This window comes from Variovorax sp. dw_954, assembly GCF_018449755.1.
Lineage (GTDB): Bacteria > Pseudomonadota > Gammaproteobacteria > Burkholderiales > Burkholderiaceae_C > Variovorax.
This window is the reverse complement of record NZ_JAAVVD010000014.1, coordinates 46629-63403: the sequence shown is the minus strand read 5'-3', so window position 1 is coordinate 63403 and position 16775 is coordinate 46629. Positions and strand designations below refer to the sequence as shown.

At 68.5% G+C, this 16775-nt stretch carries 15 protein-coding genes; 3 read left to right on the top strand and 12 right to left on the bottom strand.

What is annotated here, in order from left to right; all coding sequences use genetic code 11:
• Nucleotides 1-4: 4 nt before the first annotated feature.
• Entirely contained in the window at nucleotides 5-991 is a 987-nt protein-coding gene (locus HB681_RS21300) for a 2-dehydropantoate 2-reductase (RefSeq protein WP_213956867.1), read from the top strand.
• A gap of 39 nt (nucleotides 992-1030) precedes the next feature.
• Here HB681_RS21300 and HB681_RS21295 read toward each other — a convergent pair whose 3' ends face one another.
• From HB681_RS21295 to HB681_RS21245, 12 genes are all read right to left on the bottom strand, one after another.
• A complete protein-coding gene (locus HB681_RS21295) occupies nucleotides 1031-1900 on the bottom strand; it encodes an SDR family oxidoreductase (RefSeq protein ID WP_256735032.1) in 870 nt (289 codons plus the stop codon).
• A gap of 25 nt (nucleotides 1901-1925) precedes the next feature.
• Nucleotides 1926-2735, bottom strand: coding sequence for an enoyl-CoA hydratase-related protein (locus HB681_RS38225; RefSeq protein ID WP_256735031.1), 810 nt, complete (start codon nucleotides 2733-2735; stop codon nucleotides 1926-1928).
• Nucleotides 2728-4563 (bottom strand): AMP-binding protein, encoded by a 1836-nt coding sequence (locus tag HB681_RS21290; protein ID WP_213956865.1) that lies wholly within the window; start codon nucleotides 4561-4563, stop codon nucleotides 2728-2730. The genes HB681_RS38225 and HB681_RS21290 overlap by 8 nt, the downstream gene beginning before the upstream one ends.
• A complete protein-coding gene (locus tag HB681_RS21285; RefSeq protein WP_213956864.1) occupies nucleotides 4560-5366 on the bottom strand; it encodes an ABC transporter ATP-binding protein in 807 nt (268 codons plus the stop codon). The genes HB681_RS21290 and HB681_RS21285 overlap by 4 nt, the downstream gene beginning before the upstream one ends.
• 151 nt (nucleotides 5367-5517) lie before the next feature.
• Nucleotides 5518-6723, bottom strand: a complete 1206-nt coding sequence (locus HB681_RS21280; RefSeq protein WP_213956863.1) for an ABC transporter substrate-binding protein — start codon at nucleotides 6721-6723, stop codon at nucleotides 5518-5520.
• 37 nt (nucleotides 6724-6760) lie between these two features.
• On the bottom strand, nucleotides 6761-7801 hold the full coding sequence (locus tag HB681_RS21275) for a branched-chain amino acid ABC transporter permease (protein ID WP_345944717.1): 1041 nt from the start codon (nucleotides 7799-7801) through the stop codon (nucleotides 6761-6763).
• Nucleotide 7802: 1 nt separating this feature from the next.
• Nucleotides 7803-8675, bottom strand: a complete 873-nt coding sequence (locus tag HB681_RS21270) for a branched-chain amino acid ABC transporter permease (protein ID WP_213956862.1) — start codon at nucleotides 8673-8675, stop codon at nucleotides 7803-7805.
• Nucleotides 8675-9496, bottom strand: coding sequence for an ABC transporter ATP-binding protein (locus HB681_RS21265; RefSeq protein WP_256735030.1), 822 nt, complete (start codon nucleotides 9494-9496; stop codon nucleotides 8675-8677). Before HB681_RS21265 ends, HB681_RS21270 begins: the two co-directional genes overlap by 1 nt.
• Nucleotides 9497-9675: 179 nt before the next feature.
• Nucleotides 9676-11319: an AMP-binding protein gene (locus tag HB681_RS21260; protein ID WP_213956861.1), complete on the bottom strand. Its 1644-nt coding sequence runs from the start codon at nucleotides 11317-11319 to the stop codon at nucleotides 9676-9678.
• Between the two features lie 137 nt (nucleotides 11320-11456).
• A complete protein-coding gene (locus HB681_RS21255; RefSeq protein WP_213956860.1) occupies nucleotides 11457-11930 on the bottom strand; it encodes a MarR family transcriptional regulator in 474 nt (157 codons plus the stop codon).
• Nucleotides 11931-12023: 93 nt separating this feature from the next.
• Nucleotides 12024-12956: a 3-keto-5-aminohexanoate cleavage protein gene (locus HB681_RS21250; protein WP_213956859.1), complete on the bottom strand. Its 933-nt coding sequence runs from the start codon at nucleotides 12954-12956 to the stop codon at nucleotides 12024-12026.
• A 43-nt stretch (nucleotides 12957-12999) separates the two neighbouring features.
• Nucleotides 13000-13914 (bottom strand): SDR family NAD(P)-dependent oxidoreductase, encoded by a 915-nt coding sequence (locus HB681_RS21245; RefSeq protein ID WP_213956858.1) that lies wholly within the window; start codon nucleotides 13912-13914, stop codon nucleotides 13000-13002.
• A 138-nt stretch (nucleotides 13915-14052) separates the two neighbouring features.
• On the opposite strand from HB681_RS21245, the gene HB681_RS21240 reads away from it, so the two are divergent.
• Together HB681_RS21240 and HB681_RS21235 are read left to right on the top strand one after the other, a co-directional pair.
• Nucleotides 14053-15525, top strand: a complete 1473-nt coding sequence (locus HB681_RS21240) for a 3-oxoacyl-[acyl-carrier-protein] synthase III C-terminal domain-containing protein (protein WP_213956857.1) — start codon at nucleotides 14053-14055, stop codon at nucleotides 15523-15525.
• Entirely contained in the window at nucleotides 15525-16730 is a 1206-nt protein-coding gene (locus tag HB681_RS21235) for an acetyl-CoA acetyltransferase (RefSeq protein ID WP_213956856.1), read from the top strand. The genes HB681_RS21240 and HB681_RS21235 overlap by 1 nt, the downstream gene beginning before the upstream one ends.
• Nucleotides 16731-16775 lie beyond the last annotated feature (45 nt).

Below are 16775 nucleotides of genomic sequence, written 5' to 3'. Positions count from 1 at the left end.
GACGATGAAGATCTGCATCTTCGGTGCCGGCGCCATCGGCGGCTACCTTGCCACGCACCTCGCGCAGGTCGACGGCGTCACGGTCAGCGTGATCGCACGCGGCGAACACCTGGCCGCCATCCGCGCGAACGGGCTGGCCGTCGAATCGCCGCGTGGCACCTTGCGCGCGCGCGTGCAGGCCACCGACAACCCCGCCGATCTCGGCGTGCAGGACGTGGTGATCCTGGCGCTGAAGTCGCACCAGGTCACGGCCGCACTGGACGGCGTGAAGGCGCTGCTCGGGCCGCACACCGCCGTCGTGCCGCCCACCACCGGCATCCCCTACTGGTACTTCCACGACCTGCCGGGCCCATTTGCCAACCGCCGCATCGAGCGGCTCGATCCGCAAGGCCGGCAGTGGGAGGCTCTGGCGCCCGAGCGCGTCATCGGCTGCGTCTACTGGGTCGCCTCCGAGGTCGTGGCGCCCGGCGTGATCCACCATGACGGCGCGCTGTCGCGCTTTCCGATCGGCGAACCCGACGGCACCCGCAGCGAACGCGTGCTGAAACTGGCCGGCGCATTGCGCGACGCCGGCCTGGAGGCACCCGTGGTGCCCGACATCCGCGCCTGGATCTGGGCCAAGATGATCAGCAGCCTGTGCTGGAACCCGGTGGCCACGCTCACGCTCGGCACCTTGTCCGAAATGAACGCGCGCCCCGAGGTGGTCGCGATCGTGCGCGCCATGATGGTCGAGGCCGATGCGCTGGCCCAGCGCCTGGGCGTCGAGAAGACGCCGATCACGATCGACCAGCGCATCGCCGCCGCGCGCAATGCCGGCGACCACAAGATGTCGATGCTGCAGGATCTGGAACGCGGCCGGCCGCTGGAACTCGACGTGCTGGTCGATTCGATCGAGGCCATGCGCGAGATCGCGCAGACGCCGACGCCGACCATCGACACCGTCTACGCATTGCTGCGCCTGCGGGCGACCAAACACCTGCAGGCGGCTTGACAAAAGCAGGAGCCGCCCGCGTCGGTCCTTCCCTGTCGCTCAGGCCTTGTTCTTCAGCAACTCGGGCACCACCGCGCGGTGGAAGCCCATGAACGGCTGGTTGCGGCTCGTCGGTTCCAGCTTCCAGTTGTTGCGCAAGTTCGGCGTGCCGCCGTCGATGCGGATGCAGGTGCCGGTGATGTAGGCGGCGGCCGGCGACAGCAGGTAGACGATGGCGCCCGACACTTCCGACTCCGTGCCGAAGCGCCGCAGCGGCACCACGTCGGTGAACTCGAGGATCTTGGCCTTGGCCTCGGGCGTGTAGGTGTCGAAGCCGCTGGAGGCGATGCCGCCCGGCGCCACGGTGTTCACGCGCACGCCCGAGCCCGCCCATTCGCAGGCCGCCGTCTCGCTCAGCGTCAGCATGCCGCCGCGCGCCGCGCCGGAATGCGCCATGTCGGGCCAGCCGCCCCAGACGTCGGCAATCATGTTCACGATGGCGCCGCCGTGGCCTTCCATCCAGCGGTTGTAGACCTCGCGCATGAAGATGAAGCCGCCGGTCAGGTTGTTGCGCACGACGGCTTCGAAGCCCTTTGTGCTGATCGACTTCATCGGCGAACGGTACTGGCCGCCGGCGTTGTTGACGAGCCCGTCGATGCGCCCGCGCGACTGCAGCACGGCATCGACGGTGGCGCCGACCGCCGCCTCGTCACGGATGTCGCAGGCCAGCGCGCTGGCGCTGCCGCCGTCCTGCGCGATCTCGGCCTGGACGGACTCGACCTTCGCGATCGAGCGGCCGACCAGCACGACATGCGCGCCCAGCGACGCCAGCTCGTGGGCGGTGCATCGGCCGATGCCGCTGCCGCCGCCAGTCACGATGATGGTCTGGCCGTCGAACAGGCCGGCGCGATAGATGGATTGATAGGACAACGCGGCTCCTTCTCGTTTCAGTGATTCATCCGGCCTTGCCGCGACGCTTGCGGCGTGCCAGCAGGTCTTGTGCGGCACGTGCCAGCTCGCCCGTGGTGCGCGTGAGGATCTGCGTGCGGTTCTCCAGCTCGATCGCAGCCTGCAGGCTGCCCGCCTCGGCATTGGCCCAGGTGCCGCGCTTGGTCATCCAGACGCCGAAGGCGCTGTTGGCACGGATCGCACGCGCGATCTCGAGTGCACGCGGCAACAGCGCTGCGTCGTCCACGGTCTCAGAGACGATGCCGATGCGCTCGGCCTCCAGCGCATCGACCATGCGCCCGGTCAGCATGATCTCGAAGGCACGCGACAGCCCGATGCAGCGCGGCAGCAGCCAGCTCACGCCGATGTCGCAGCTCGACATGCCGACGCGCACGAAGGCCGCGTTGAACTTCGCCGACCGCCCGGCGATGCGGATCTCGGACGCCAGCGCCAGGCCCAGTCCGGCGCCGTTGGCCGGGCCGTTGACCGCCGCGATCACCGGCTGGCGCAATGCGCGCAGGCGGGTCACCAGCGACGCGAACGCTTCCTGGCGCAGCATCCACGCGGTGGTCTCGCCCAGCTCGGCACTGCCCGGCGCATCGCCCGCCTCGGCCAGGTCGAAGCCGGCGCAGAAGCCCTTGCCCTCGCCGGTGAGGATCAGCACGCGCAGCGCCGGGTCGGCATTGACGCGATCGAGCAGCGCCCCGAACTCGGCCACGGTGGCGTCGGTCAGCGCGTTCAGGTTTTCCGGCCGCGACAGGCGCAGCAACGCGATGCCCGGTTCCGGCTGCTCGAGCCGCACGCCGGCCTCAGGCATAGAGCGCCTCGATCACGTCCGCGTATTTCTCGAACACCGCCTTGCGCCGGACCTTCATCGTCGCGGTGACCTCGCCGTCGTCGTGGTCCAGTTCCTTCACCAGCAGGTGGAACTTGCGCACCTGCTGAACCTGCGGCATGCGCGCGTTGGCCGTGTCGACCTCGCGCTGGATCAGCTCGCGCACCTGCGCCAGCTCGACCAGGCTGCGAAAGGTGGTGTAGACCAGACCCTTTTCCTCCGACCAGTTGCTGACCGACTCGAAGTCGATCTGGATCAGGGCCGACACGAAGTGCCTGCGGTCGGCGATCGCCACCGCCTCCTTGATGAAGGGCGAGAAGCGCATCGCGTTCTCGATCTCCGACGGCGTGATGTTCTTGCCGCCGGCCGTGATCATGATGTCCTTCTTGCGATCGACAATGCGCAGCTCGCGGCCGCCCGGGCTGTCGTCCCAGCGTCCGACGTCGCCCGTGTGCAGCCAGCCTTCGGCGTCGATCGCCTCGCGCGTGGCTTCGTCGTTCTTCAGATAGCCGCGGAACACGACGTCCCCGCGGATCAGGATCTCGCCGTCGTGCGCCAGCCGCAACTCGACGCCCTGGTAGGGGACGCCCACCGTGCCGATCGGCGAATGGTCGCCCGGCTGCATGGTGGTCGCGCCCGATGCCTCGGTCATGCCATAGGCCTCGCGGATCGGCACGCCCAGCACGCGGAAGAACTGCAGCACCTCCGGCGCGATCGGCGCCGCCGCGGACACCGCCACGCGACAGCGCCGCAGCCCCAGGAAGTTGAGCAGCGAACGCAGCACCAGCACGTACCAGACGGCCCAGCGCGCGCGCTGGGCCAGGCTCCGCTGCGAACGCGGCGCCTGCGCGTTGTGCGCGAGCGAATGCATCGCGCGCCGGTAGAGCCACAGGCGCAGGCCGCCGGCCTCGCGCAGCTTGTTCTGGATCGAGGCGTGGAACTTCTCCCAGATCCGCGGCACGCCGAAGAAGATGCGCGGCGACAGCTCGCGCAGGTCTTCCTGCACCGTGCGCAGGCTCTCGGCGAAGTTGACGACGGCACCGAAGGCCACCGGAATGTGCACCGAGAACATCTGCTCGCCCATGTGGCACAGCGGCAGGTAGGACACCAGCGAGTCGCCCTCGCCGCATTCCAGCATCGAGTTGAGCCCGCGCGCCGCGGTGCCGAGGCCGCGCCAGCTCATCATGGCGGCCTTCGGCCGGCCGGTGGACCCGGAGGTGAACACGATCAGGCCGATGTCGTCGAGCGCCGGCCCGACGGTCGCGGCTGCAGCCGCCGCGGCGTCGTCTGCTTCGAAGCGCTGGCCGAGCGCGACCACGTCGGCGAAGTCGACCATGCCCGTGCGGTCGTAGCGGCGCAGCCCGCGCGAGTCGATCAGGACGATGCGGCGCAGATGCGGGAGGCGATCGCGGATCGACAGCACCTTGTCGAGCTGCTCCTGGTCCTCGCACACGATGATCGGCGCGTCCGACAGCTTCAGCAGATGCTCGATCTCGTCGGCCGGCGAGGTGGAATAGACCCCGGCCGTGACCCCGCGCACGAGGGCTGCACCCAGCTGCGCGAACACCCATTCCTTGCGGTTCTCGCTGAGGATGGCGAGCGCCTGGCCCGGCTTCAGCCCGAGCTGCAGCAGCCCCAGCCCCAACCAGCGCGCCTGCTGCGCATAGGCCGCCCAGGTGATCGGCTTCCATACGCCGTGCTCCTTCTGGCGCAGCGCGACATGCCCGGGCCGCTGTGCGGCCCAGTGCAGCAGTTGCTGCGGCAGCGGCAAGTCTTTCAGCGCATCGAGCGAGCCGGCAGCGTGCGTCATGAGAGCCAGCGCTTGCGGCGCTTGTAGTGCTTGACCTCGCGGAAGCTCACATGGCCTTCGCCGGCATCGCCGCTGCCGAGGTAGAAGCGCTGCACATCGGGGTCGTTCAGCAGCTTGCCGGTCTCGCCACTGATGACGATGCGCCCGCTTTCCATGATGTAGCCCGCATGCGCCACGCGCAGCGCGACATGCGCGTTCTGCTCGACCAGCAGCATGGCGACGCCCTGCTCGCGGTTGATGCGCGCGATGATGCCGAAGATGTCCTGCACCACCAGCGGCGCCAGGCCGAGCGAGGGTTCGTCGAGCAGGATCAGGCGCGGCTTGCCGACGATGGCGCGCCCGATCGCCAGCATCTGCTGCTCGCCGCCCGAGAGATAGCCGGCCACCTGCTTGCGGCGCTCGCGCAGTCGCGGGAAGTAGCCGAAGATCAGTTCGGGGTCGACGTCGCCGCGCTGGCGGCCGGTCAGGGCGTTGGCCGCGGCGACCAGGTTTTCCTCGACCGTGAGGTCGCCGAAGATGTGCCGCCCCTCGCGCACGTGCGCCATGCCCTGCCGCGCCAGCTGGTAGGCCGCGCGACCGCGGATGTCCTCGCCGAAGAAGGTGATGCGGCCGGCCGCGAGCCGCCCCTTCTCGTACGGCAGGATGCCCGATGCGGCCTTCAGCGTCGTCGTCTTGCCCGCGCCGTTGGAGCCGAGCAGCGCGACGATCTTGCCGTCGGGAACATCGATCGACAGGCCCCGCAGCGCCTGCACGCTGTGGTTGTAGACGACCTCGATGTTCTCGATACCCAGCGCTGCCGTCATTTCAATTTTTCCACCGAGCTGTCACGCCATCCGCGACGCCTGGAACCGGCGCGGCCAGAGGCCAGGGATACCGCGGAACCGGCTCCGCCGGGCCGCTGGTATCGCCCCCTCGAGGGGGAGGCGCCGCAGGCGCTTCGGGGGTGGGCCACCTTCAGACCTTGATCCAGGAACCGGCGGGCTCCATCGTCTTCTTGTCGGGGTCGTAGGCGTACATGCGCCCGGCCGGGATCTGGTGCGTGCTGACGTCGACCAGCAGGCCGGACACGCCGCCGCTGTCCCAGTCCTTCATCGATTCGAGGGCCGCCTTCATGTTGGCCAGCGTCAGCGGCTTGTTCGCCTTCAGGCAGCGCTCGGCGACCTCTGCGAAGATCATGCCCGACAGCCAGCTCGACACGTAGAACGGCGAGATCGACTTCATGTCGGGCCGGTTCTTGGCCGCGAACACGTTCATCGCCTTGATCATCGGCGCGTCGGTCTCGTGGCCGTAGCGGTACATGCTGACGCCGGTCAGGCGCACGCCGAGCGCGGCTAGCGCGTCGTAGGCCGGCTTCTCCAGGCCCCACGCCGTGCCCATGATCTGCGGGTTGAGGCCGGCCTCGCGCATCTGGCGCACGAACTCGGGCATCGGCGCCAGGATGTAGCCCTGGAAGATCACGATGTCGGGCTTGGCGCGGCGCAGCTGGGCGACTTCGGTCGTCACGTCGACGCCCGACTGCTTGGTCACGATCTCCGCGACGATCGGCAGTCCCAGCTTCTCGGCGCGCGCCTTGCCGCCGGGAATGCCGTCGCGGCCGAACTCGGTATCGGCATAGACGTAGGCGATGCGCGGCTTGGCGGCAGCGCCCTGCGACGTGCGGGCGATGTGTTCCATGAGGATCTCGTGCAGGCGCGGATAGGTCGGGCCCGGCACGAAGTGCTGCGGCATCTTGACCGGGTCGGCGACCGCGACGGCCAGCGAGGTCGAGGAGGTCATCACGTGGCCGGAGGCGATCGCGTCCTGCGCCACTGCCTTCACCGACGGCGTGCCGTCGCAATAGAAGAAGGACGGCTTCTCGCTCGCCATGATCTTCTTGAAGATGGCGGCCGACTGGTCGACCTTGAAGCCGCTGTCTTCCGCGACATAGCGCAGCTTGCGGCCGGCCACACCGCCGTTGGCGTTCTTCCAGTCGACGAAGTCGGCCAGCCCGTTGTTCATGGCCAGCCCGGCGAAGGCGAACACGCCCGTGATCGGTTGAGCCGCGCCGATGACCACGTCCCCCGTGTGCACCTGCGCCAACGCGGAACCGGCCGCGAACGGCCCGATGGCGGCGGCGGCGCCGATGCCCTGCACGAGCTTGCGTCGAATGGAATCGGTCATGTTTGCGGTCTCCTGTTTGGCATGGAAGAAAAGGAACTCAGGTCCGGAACGGCCACAGGTGGAAGCTGCGACGCACGCGCGACCAGATCGCCGCCAGCCCGTGCGGCTCGAAGATGAGGAAGACGATGATGAGCAGGCCGAACACCACCTGCCCCATCGGCAGCAGCAGCCCGGCCACGCCCGGGAAGGCATGCGAGCTGGCCTGTGCGAGCAGGCGCAGGCCCTCGGGCACGAAGGTCATGAAGACCGCGCCGAGCACGCTGCCCAGCACCGTGCCGAGCCCGCCGACGATCACCGCGGCCAGGTAGAACACCGACAGCGTGAGCACGAAGTAGTCGGGCGTGATCGAGCCATAGAAGTATCCGAGCAGCCCGCCCGCCACGCCGGCGTAGAACGCGCCGATCGCAAACGCCGTGAGCTTGGTGCGCAGCAGCTGCACGCCGAGGATCTCGGCGGAGATGTCGCGATCGCGCACGGCCACGAAGGCACGGCCGATGTGCGTGCGCGCCAGGTTGCGCGCCGCCACCGCCATCAGGAAGGCGCAGATGAAGATGAGGTAGTAGTTGCGCCGATCGCCGACCAGTTCGAAGCCGAACAGGTTGGCGCGCGGTATGGACACGCCCGACACGCCGCCCGTCACCGAGTCCCATTCCCTGAAGATGAAGGTGAGGATGAAGTGGGCGGCCAGCGTGGCGATAGCCAGGTACAGGCCCTTCACCCGCAGGCTCGGCAGCCCGACGATGATCCCCAGGAAGGCTGCCATGAAGCCGGCCGCGGGCAGCGCGACATAGAAGGGCACGCCATGCCGGGCCAGCCAGGCAACCGTGTAGCAGCCGACACCGATGAAGGCGCCGTGGCTCAGCGAGATCAGGCCCGCGTTGCCGGTCGTGAGGTTCAGCCCGAGCGCGGCGATGACGTGGATGCCGACGATGCAAGCCATCGCCAGCACGTAGTCGCTGCCCCACAACGGCAGTGAGAACACCGCCAGCGCGAACACGCCCATCCAGCTGCGCGACGTGGGCGAATCCCACAGGCGCTGCTCCGACGCGAAGCTCTCGTGGAAGACGCCGGTTCTCACCTCAGAGCCTCTCGATCGTGCGGGTGCCGAACATGCCGTGGGGCTTGACGACCAGGATCGCCAGCACCACCACATACGGCACGACATCGCGCGTCTTGCCGCCCAGATAGCCGGCCGACATCGACTCGACCCAGCCGATCAGAAGGCTGGCCACGATGGCGCCCAGAATGCTGTCGAGGCCGCCGAGGATGATCGCGGCGAACACGCTGAGCGCGGCCGACGCGAGCAGCGGCGACAGGCCGGCCGAACTCGCGATCAGCACGCCCGCGATGGTGCCGACCACGCCCGAGAGCATCCAGGTGAGCCGCTGCGAATAGTTGATGTTGATGCCCAGCGTCGCGGCCGTGACCGGGTCGCTCGCGGTGGCGCGCAGCGCGATGCCGGTTTTCGAGTAGCGGAAGAACGCGAGGAACCCCGCGATCAGCACCGCCGCCACGGCGAAGTTGCCGAGCACGGTGCCGGGAATCAGGATTTCGCCGAGCAGCAGCGGCGTGCGCGGCAGCAAGGTCGGCGGCGAGAAGGTGTCGCCGCCCCAGATGGCCTCGACACCGCCGTGCACAATGCTGGCCATGCCGATGGTGGCCATCAGCACCGCGACGGCCGGCTGCCCCGACAGCGGCCGAAGCACCACGCGCTCGATCGCAATCGCCAGCGCACCGATGGCGACCAGGGCGAGCCCGAATGCCAGCCACGGCGCCAGGCCGAAGGTGACCGACGCGGCGTAGTAGAGGTAGGCGCCCAGCATCATCACCTCGCCGACCGCGAAGTTGACCACGCCCGTGCCCTTGTAGATCAGCACGAAGCTCAGCGCGATCAGCGCCATCACGCCGCCCGACAGCAGGCCCAGCAGGCTGTATTCCAGGAACTCGCTCATCACGCCGCCTCTGCCTCGGCACCGAGGTAGGCCTCGACCACCTGCGGGTGGCTGCGCACCTCGGCCGGAGAGCCGCTGGCGATCACCTGGCCGAAATTGAGCACGACGACGTGCGACGAGATGTCCATGACCATGCCCATGTCGTGCTCCACCAGCAGCACCGTGACGCCCCACTCCTCCTGCACGTCGAGGATGTAGCGGGCCATGTCCTCGGTCTCTTCGCGGTTCATGCCGGCGACCGGTTCGTCTAGCAGCAGCACGCGCGGACGCATCGCCAGCGCGCGCGCCAGCTCCACGCGCTTCTGCAGGCCGTAGGGCAGCGCGTCGACCGACAGGTGGCGGATGTGGTCGATCTCCAGGAAGTCGATGACCTTGCGCTCGACCTCGGCACGCAGCGCCAGTTCTTCCTCGCGCGCGGCACGGCTGTAGGCCAGCGCCGAGAACACGCCCGCCTTCATCGTGTGGTGGCCGCCGAGCTTGACGTTCTCCAGCACCGTCAGCCCGCGGAACAGCGCGATGTTCTGGAAAGTGCGGGCCAGCCCGAGTGCGGCGCGTGCATGCACCGGGGTGCGCGTGATGTCCTGCCCGCCCAGCAGGACGCGGCCCGCGGCGGGGCGATAGAAGCCCGAGATGGTGTTGAAGACGCTGGTCTTGCCGGCGCCGTTGGGACCGATCACCGCCGTGATCTGGCCCGGCGCCGCATTGAACGACACGCCGCGCAGCGCGTGGATGCCGCCGAAGCGCAGGTCGACGCCCTCGACCGCAAGCTCGAGACCGCCCGCTGTGGCGCCTTCGGAGACAGGATTCTCGGGAGTGCTCAAGGTCGTTGCCTGCTGGAGGTGGATGGACACGGGCGCCGGAGCCGGCCGGTGCCATGACCGGTGCGGTTCCATACCGTACACTACCGCATCATCTGGCAACGAAGCTTGGTGTTTTCCCGCGGCGCGGCGCGGCACGGCGCGCACAGGCAGCAAGCAGCTGGCCGGCCGCCCGACCCCTGTCAGGCCGACTGCGCCGGTTCCTTCAGCAGCTCCCGCAGGCGGAACTTCTGGATCTTGCCGGCCGGCGTGCGCGGCACGGCCGCCAGCACTTCCACGCGCTCGGGCCAGTACTGCTTGGCGACCTTGCAGGCCTCCATGTAGGCCTGCACGCCCGCCAGGTCGAGCGAGGCGCCGGGCCGCAGTTCGACGAAGGCACAGGCACGTTCGCCGAGCCGCTCGTCCGGGTAGCCGACGATCGCGGCCAGCATCACGGCGGGATGCTTGTAGAGCAGCGCCTCGATCTCCACCACCGGCACGTTCTCGCCGCCGCGGATCAGCACGTCCTTGGTTCGCCCGTTGATGCGGATGTAGCCTTCGCTGTCCATGTAGGCCAGGTCGCCGGTGTCGAACCAGCCTTCCGCGTCGTAGGTCGGGATGTCCGGCCGCTTGTAGTAGCCCAGCGACATCTGCGCGCCGCGCACCATGAGCCGGCCGGTCTCGCCGCTCGGCAGTTCCTTTCCGTCGAAATCGACCACCTTGATGCCGACGCCGTCGAGCGCGCGGCCATCGGTGCTGGAGGACTTGTCGGCGGCGCGCGAAGGCTCGGTGAGCGTGCTCGACAGCGATTCGGTCATGCCCCAGAGCGAGCACACCTTGAGGTCGAGTTCCGTGGCCGCGCGCTCGATCAGCACCGGGGGAATCTGCGCGCCACCGCACAGGAAGGAGCGCAGCCGGGTCGGCCGCGGGCCGCCCTCGGCGACCGCGTTGCAGATGTCGGCCAGGAATGGCGACGATGCCGCCGTGTAGGTCACGCCCTCGGCGGCCATGATCGCGACGCCGCGCTTGCCCTCCCACACGTCCTGCAGCACCACGGTCGAGCCGAGGTACACGCCCAGCACCATGACCGCGGCATAGCCGGTCATGTGACCCACTGGTGAACAGGCGAGCAGCACGTCGTCGGTGTCGAGCCCGAAGCGGCCCGACAGCGCCTTGTTGCAGGCCAGCAGCGTGTTGCACGAGTGCATGACGCCCTTGGGCGAGCCGGTCGTGCCGGACGTGAACATCATCACCGCGAGTCCCGCCGGATCCAGGCCCTGCGCCTCGGCTGCGGCAGGCGCCTCGACGCGCGCACTGCCCTGCAGCAGCATCCGATCGAATGCGTTGTCGCCCTGCCCGTCGACCACCAGGATCTGCTGCAGGCTGGGCAGCCGGCGCTTCAGGCTCTCGGCCATCGCAGCGTGATCGAAGCCGCGGAACATCGCGGGCACGACGAACACCTTGGCTTCGGCAAATTCCAGCATGAACTCGAGTTCGCGTTCGCGAAAGATCGGCATCAGCGGGTTGACGACGGCGCCGATGCGCCCGCACGCGAGCGAGGTCACGACGAATTCCCACCAGTTCGGCACCTGCACCGCGACGACGTCGCCGCGGCCGACGCCAAGGCCGCGCAGCGCACCTGCCGCGAGCGCGACCTTGTCGCCAAGTTCGCGGTAGCTCATGCGGGTGGGTTCGGCGCGGTCGCTGCGGTAGGCGACCAGCGCCGCCTTGTCGGGCGCTCGGCGGATCGCCTCGACCAGAAATTCATCGATGGTCTTGTCGAGCCAGAAACCAGCGTTGCGCATCGCCAGCCCATGGGCCGCGGGATCGAAAGCCTTGACCGTCATCCTGTGTCTCCGATAGTGGATTTAGTTCACTACCGTACGATACGCTAAACCAACGACGTGTCGCAAGGGTGCAGACCCCCGGGAAACCCGGTACCCCGCCGGCGCGGCGGCGGCCCTGTCCGGCCCCCGGCCGAACTTCAGGCCTCGTTGGTCTGCAGGTAGGTCAGCAGGTTGCGCTTCATCGCATCGAGCGTGGTGGCGGCGACTTCCAGCTTCGGGTCGGCCAGCCCGTCGAGGATCTGCTCGTTGAGCTGGTGGCTCACCTTGCGCATCTTCGCGATCAGCTGCTTGCTCTTGGGCTCGAGGAAGACGCGATTGACGCGCCGGTCGGCGGGGTCGGCGTCGCGCCGGACCAGGCCGGACTTCTCCAGCCGGTCGATGAGCCCGCCGATCGCCACCTTGCCGAGGTCGAGTTCCTCGGCCAGTTGCGACTGCGTCATGCCGTCTTCGCGCGACAGGTAGGCCAGCACCCACCACTGCGAGCGCGTCACGTTCAGGGGCTTCAGGCAGCGGTCGAAGGCGCTGCGGCGCAATCGCGACACGTCATGGATCAGAAAGCCGAGCCGAAGCTCCCAGTCGGTCGAATGCGGGTCGGTTGCTGCAGTTGCCATGTCGATTCTCCGGCCGCCGGGGCAAGCGACCTTTTACTGTAATGATGCGTACATTCTAGCGGCGCACCTTACACACGGCCAGACGACCCAGGGCTAGAAGGCGACGTTGTCCTTGCCCTTGAGCGCCAGGATCTCGCGCGCCTCCGCCGGCGTTGCCACCGCGAGGCCCAGCCCCTCGATGATCTCGCGCACCTTTCGCACCTGCTGCGCGTTCGATTCGGCCAGCTGGCCGGCGCCGATCCAGAGGCTGTCTTCCAGGCCGACGCGCACGTTGCCGCCCATCGAGGCCGACATCGCCGCGATCGGCATCTGGCTCTTGCCCGCGCCCAGCACCGACCAGCGGTAGTCGCTGCCGAACAGGCGATCGGCCGTGCGCTTCATGTGCATCACGTCGTCGGGATGGCTGCCGATGCCGCCCAGGATGCCGAACACCGTCTGCACGAAGAACGGCGCCTGCACCATCCCGCGGTCGACGAAATGCGCCAGGTTGTAGAGGTGCGAGGTGTCGTAGCACTCGAACTCGTAGCGCGTCTGGTTGGCCGACAGCTCCGTGAGCACGGTTTCCAGGTCGCCGTAGGTGTTGCGGAAGATCAGGTCCTTGCTGCCTTCGAGGTATGGCCTTTCCCAGTCGAACTTGAACTCCTTGAAGCGCTGCAGCATCGGAAACAGGCCGAAGTTCATCGTGCCCATGTTCATCGAGGCGACCTCGGGCTTCAACACCTTGGCCGGCTGCATGCGCTCGTGCACCGTCATGTAGGGCGAGCCGCCGGTGGTGAGGTTGATGACCGCATCCGAGCGCGCCTTGATGTCCTTCAGGAAGGGCACGAAGGCCTCGGGGCGCTGGTCCGGCTTGCCGGTGACCGGGTCGCGCGCATGCAGGTGGATGATGGCCGCGCCGGCCTCCACCGCGCCGACCGCGGCATCGGCGATCTCCTGTGCCGTCACGGGGAGGTGCGGCGACATCGAGGGCGTGTGGATGGCGCCGGTCACGGCGCAGGTGATGATGACTTTCTTCTGGGCTGGCATGAGGTCTCCTCGGGTGAACGGCTGGAAATGAAAGGGCGAGGCTTCAGACCGGGTCCCAGGTGAAGACATCACCGGACCGGTCGAGCGCGAAGAAGCTGGCGCGCAGCATCGGCAGCGCGGTCTCGACCACGCTTTCAGGCGTCCAACCCTCGCCGCTGTGCGCACTGCGGATCGGCCGCGGCTGGCTGAACAGGTAGATTTCGTTGTTGCGCACGCCGAAGATCTGGCCGCTCACGTCGCTGGCCGCGTCGGCGCACAGGCCGACCACGAAAGGTGCCACGCGCTCGGGCACCAGCTTCTTCAGGCCTTCGACGCGCTTCTTCTGCTCGGGCGTCTCGCTCGGGATCGAGTCGATCATGCGGGTCCAGGCGAACGGCGCCACCGCGTTGGAGCGCACGCCGAACTTCTGCATGTCGAGCGCGATCGACTTCGACAGCCCCGCGATGCCGAGCTTGGCCGCACTGTAGTTGGCCTGGCCGAAGTTGCCGATCAGCCCCGAGGTGGAGGTCATGTGCACATAGCTCCCGCTCGCCTGTGCCTTGAAGTGCGGCGCCGCGGCGCGGCTGACGTTGAAGCTGCCCTTGAGATGCACCGCCACCACCTGGTCGAACTCCGCCTCGCTCATGCGGTGGAACATCACGTCGCGCAGGATGCCGGCGTTGTTGACCACGATGTCGATGCGCCCGAAGGTGTCCACCGCCGCCTCCACCATCCTGGCTGCAGCGTTCCAGTCGGAGACCGAACCGCCGTCGACGATCGCCTCGCCGCCCGACGCCCTGATCGCGGCGACCACTTCGTCGGCGGGTTGCTCGCCGCCGATCTGGCCGTCGAGCGACGCGCCCAGGTCGTTCACCACCACGCGGGCGCCGGCCGCCGCCATCGCCAGCGCGATGCCGCGGCCAAGACCGCGTCCGCCACCGGTGACCAGGGCCACTTTTCCTTCGAGAAGCTTGCTCAAGTTCTGTCTCCTTCGGTGCAGCCGTCGAGGGTAAACCCCTGTCCACGCTCGTCATTGCGGCTTGCGAAATTATCGTGCGCTAGCGTACCATGTGCAACATGATGATGTACAGACAGCGGCCGCACGGCGCCTGAATCCATGGACGAGACAGAGACAAGCTTCGGCCTGCTGGCCACCACGCGTTACGTGCCGCGCCTGCGCCTGGAGCGCATCGACATGCTCGCACAACATCGCTGGATGGCACCGGGACTCAAGTCGCTGGCCAGGGGCCGGCGCGCCGTCGCCAACTGGGACGAGGACAGCGTGACGATGGCCGTCGAGGTCGGCCGTCTGCTGCAGCAGGCGCTCCCCGCGTCCGCTGCAGTCGAGCTGACGCTGGTGTCCACCACCCTGCCCTTTGCCGAGCGCCTGAACGCCGGCATCGTCGCCTCGGCGCTGGGCATCGACTCCGGCGCGACGCTGCGCGATGCGACCTCCAGCGCACGCGCTGCGCTCACGGAACTCTCGGCCACGCTGCGGCGGCCCGAGGACGGCGCCCCGCGGATGCTGCTCGCCGCCGAACGCCGCGTCGCGCGGCCGGCGAGCGCCCAGGAAATGATCTTCGGCGACGGCGCCGCCGGCGCGCTGGTCGGCACGGGCGATGCCATCGCGACGTGGGTCGCCAGCGCCAGCACCCACGCCGACCTTGTCGACCACTTTCGCCAGACCGGCGAAGAGCATGAATACGCCTGGGAAGAGCGCTGGGTGCGCGACGAGGGCTACATGAAGATCGCCGTCGCCACCATCCGCCAATGCCTGAAGGACGGTGGCGTGGCAGCCGCCGACGTGGCCCGCTTCGCGATGCCGGCGCCGATGGCCCGGATCAACGACGCGGTCGCGAAGAAGGTCGGCATCGCCGCGACGGCGCTGGTGTCGGCGGAGCACGAGAACGTCGGCGACCTCGGCAGTGCGCAACCGCTGGCGATGCTCGACATCGCGCTGCGTGCCGCCAGGCCGGGCGAACTGGTCCTGGTCGCCGCATTCGGCAGTGGCTGCGATGCGCTGCTGTTGCGCCGCACCGCCGTGCCCTGCCCCGGCCCGGTACCGGACGCGGGCCGCCCGGAGACCAGCTACATGAAGTACCTGTCGTTCACCCAGCAGATCGAGCTGGCCTGGGGCATGCGCGCCGAGATGGACAACAAGACCGCGCTGACCGCCGCCTGGCGCGACCACGCCCTTGCATCACGCTTCGAGGGCGGGCGTTGCAGCGCCTGCGGCACCGTGCAGTTCCCGCGCTCGCGGCTGTGCGTGAACCCACAATGCCGCGCGCAGGACACGCAGGAACCGACCTCCCTTGCCGACGTGCCGGCGCGCGTCATGTCGCACACCACCGACTTCCTCGGCTACACGCCCGACCCACCGTTCCAGTTCGGCCACATCGACTTCGAGGGCGGCGGCCGCGTGCTGATGGAGTTCACCGACACCGACGTCGGCGAGCTGTCGGTCGGCCTGCCCCTGCGCATGGTCTACCGCGTGAAGGAATTCGACCGAAAGCGCGGCTTCCGGCGCTACTTCTGGAAAGCCACGCCGACCCGTGCCGAGAGCGCCGGCGCAACGACGGAGATCAAGTAATGGCCACCGGCATTCGCGACAAGGTCGCCATCCTCGGCATGGGCTGCTCGCGCTTCGGCGAGCGCTGGGACAGTGGCCCGGAAGACCTCATGCTCGAGGCCTTCAACGAAGCGGTCGCCGACGCCGGCATCGACTTCCGGCAGATCGAGGCCGCCTGGTTCGGCGTGTGCCTCGAGGAGAACAACGTGGGCAAGACGGCCGGCCCGCTGGCGCAGGCGCTGCGCCTCCCGCGCATCGCCGCGACGCGGGTCGAGAACGCCTGCGCCACCGGCACCGAAGCCCTGCGCGGTGCCGCCTACGCGGTGGCGGCGGGCGCCTACGACATCGTGCTCGCGCTCGGCGTCGAGAAGCTCAAGGACACCGGCTACGGCGGCCTGCCGGTGCGCACGCGCGGCATCACCAACGACCTGTGGCTGCCCAACTCGACCGCGCCCGGCGCCTTCGCGCAGTTGGCCTCCGCCTATGCGGCGAAGCATGGCGTGTCGATCGCGGACCTGCGGCGCGCGATGGCGCACATCTCGGTCAAGAGCCACGACAACGCGTCGCTCAATCCCAAGGCGCATCTGCGCAACAAGATCACCGAGGAAGACGTACTCAAGGCCATGATGATTGCCGCGCCGCTCGGCCTGTACGACTGCAGCGGCGTGAGCGACGGCGCGGCCTGCGCCATCCTCACCACGCCCGAGATCGCGCGTGCCCTGCGCCCCGATGCCGAGCTCGTCACGATCAAGGCGCTCGAAGTGTCGGTCAGCAATGGCGAGGAAGCCGGCTTCAACAACTGGGACGGCGCGCACATCGCCACGGCCCGCACCGCCGGCGAGCGTGCCTATGCCGCCGCCGGCATCACCGACCCCCGCACGCAGGTGCACATGGCCGAGGTGCACGACTGCTTCTCGGTGACCGAAGCGGTGCTGATGGAAGACCTTCGCTTCAGCGCGCCCGGCCGCGCCATCCACGACGTGCTCGACGGCGTGTTCGACCGCGACGGCGCCCTGCCCGTGGTGCCCGACGGCGGCCTCAAGTGCTTCGGCCATCCGATCGGCGCCTCGGGGCTGCGCATGGTGTACGAGGTGTACCAGCAGATCCACGGCCGCGCGGGCGAGCGCCAGTTGAAGAAGGTCGACATCGGCCTGACGCAGAACCTCGGCGGCCATCCGCACCAGAACGTCAGTGCGGTCTCGATCGTCGGGCGCCACGGCGCCTGAGCCCGGATCCATCCCCACTCATTCTTTTTTTCGACAACAGGAGAC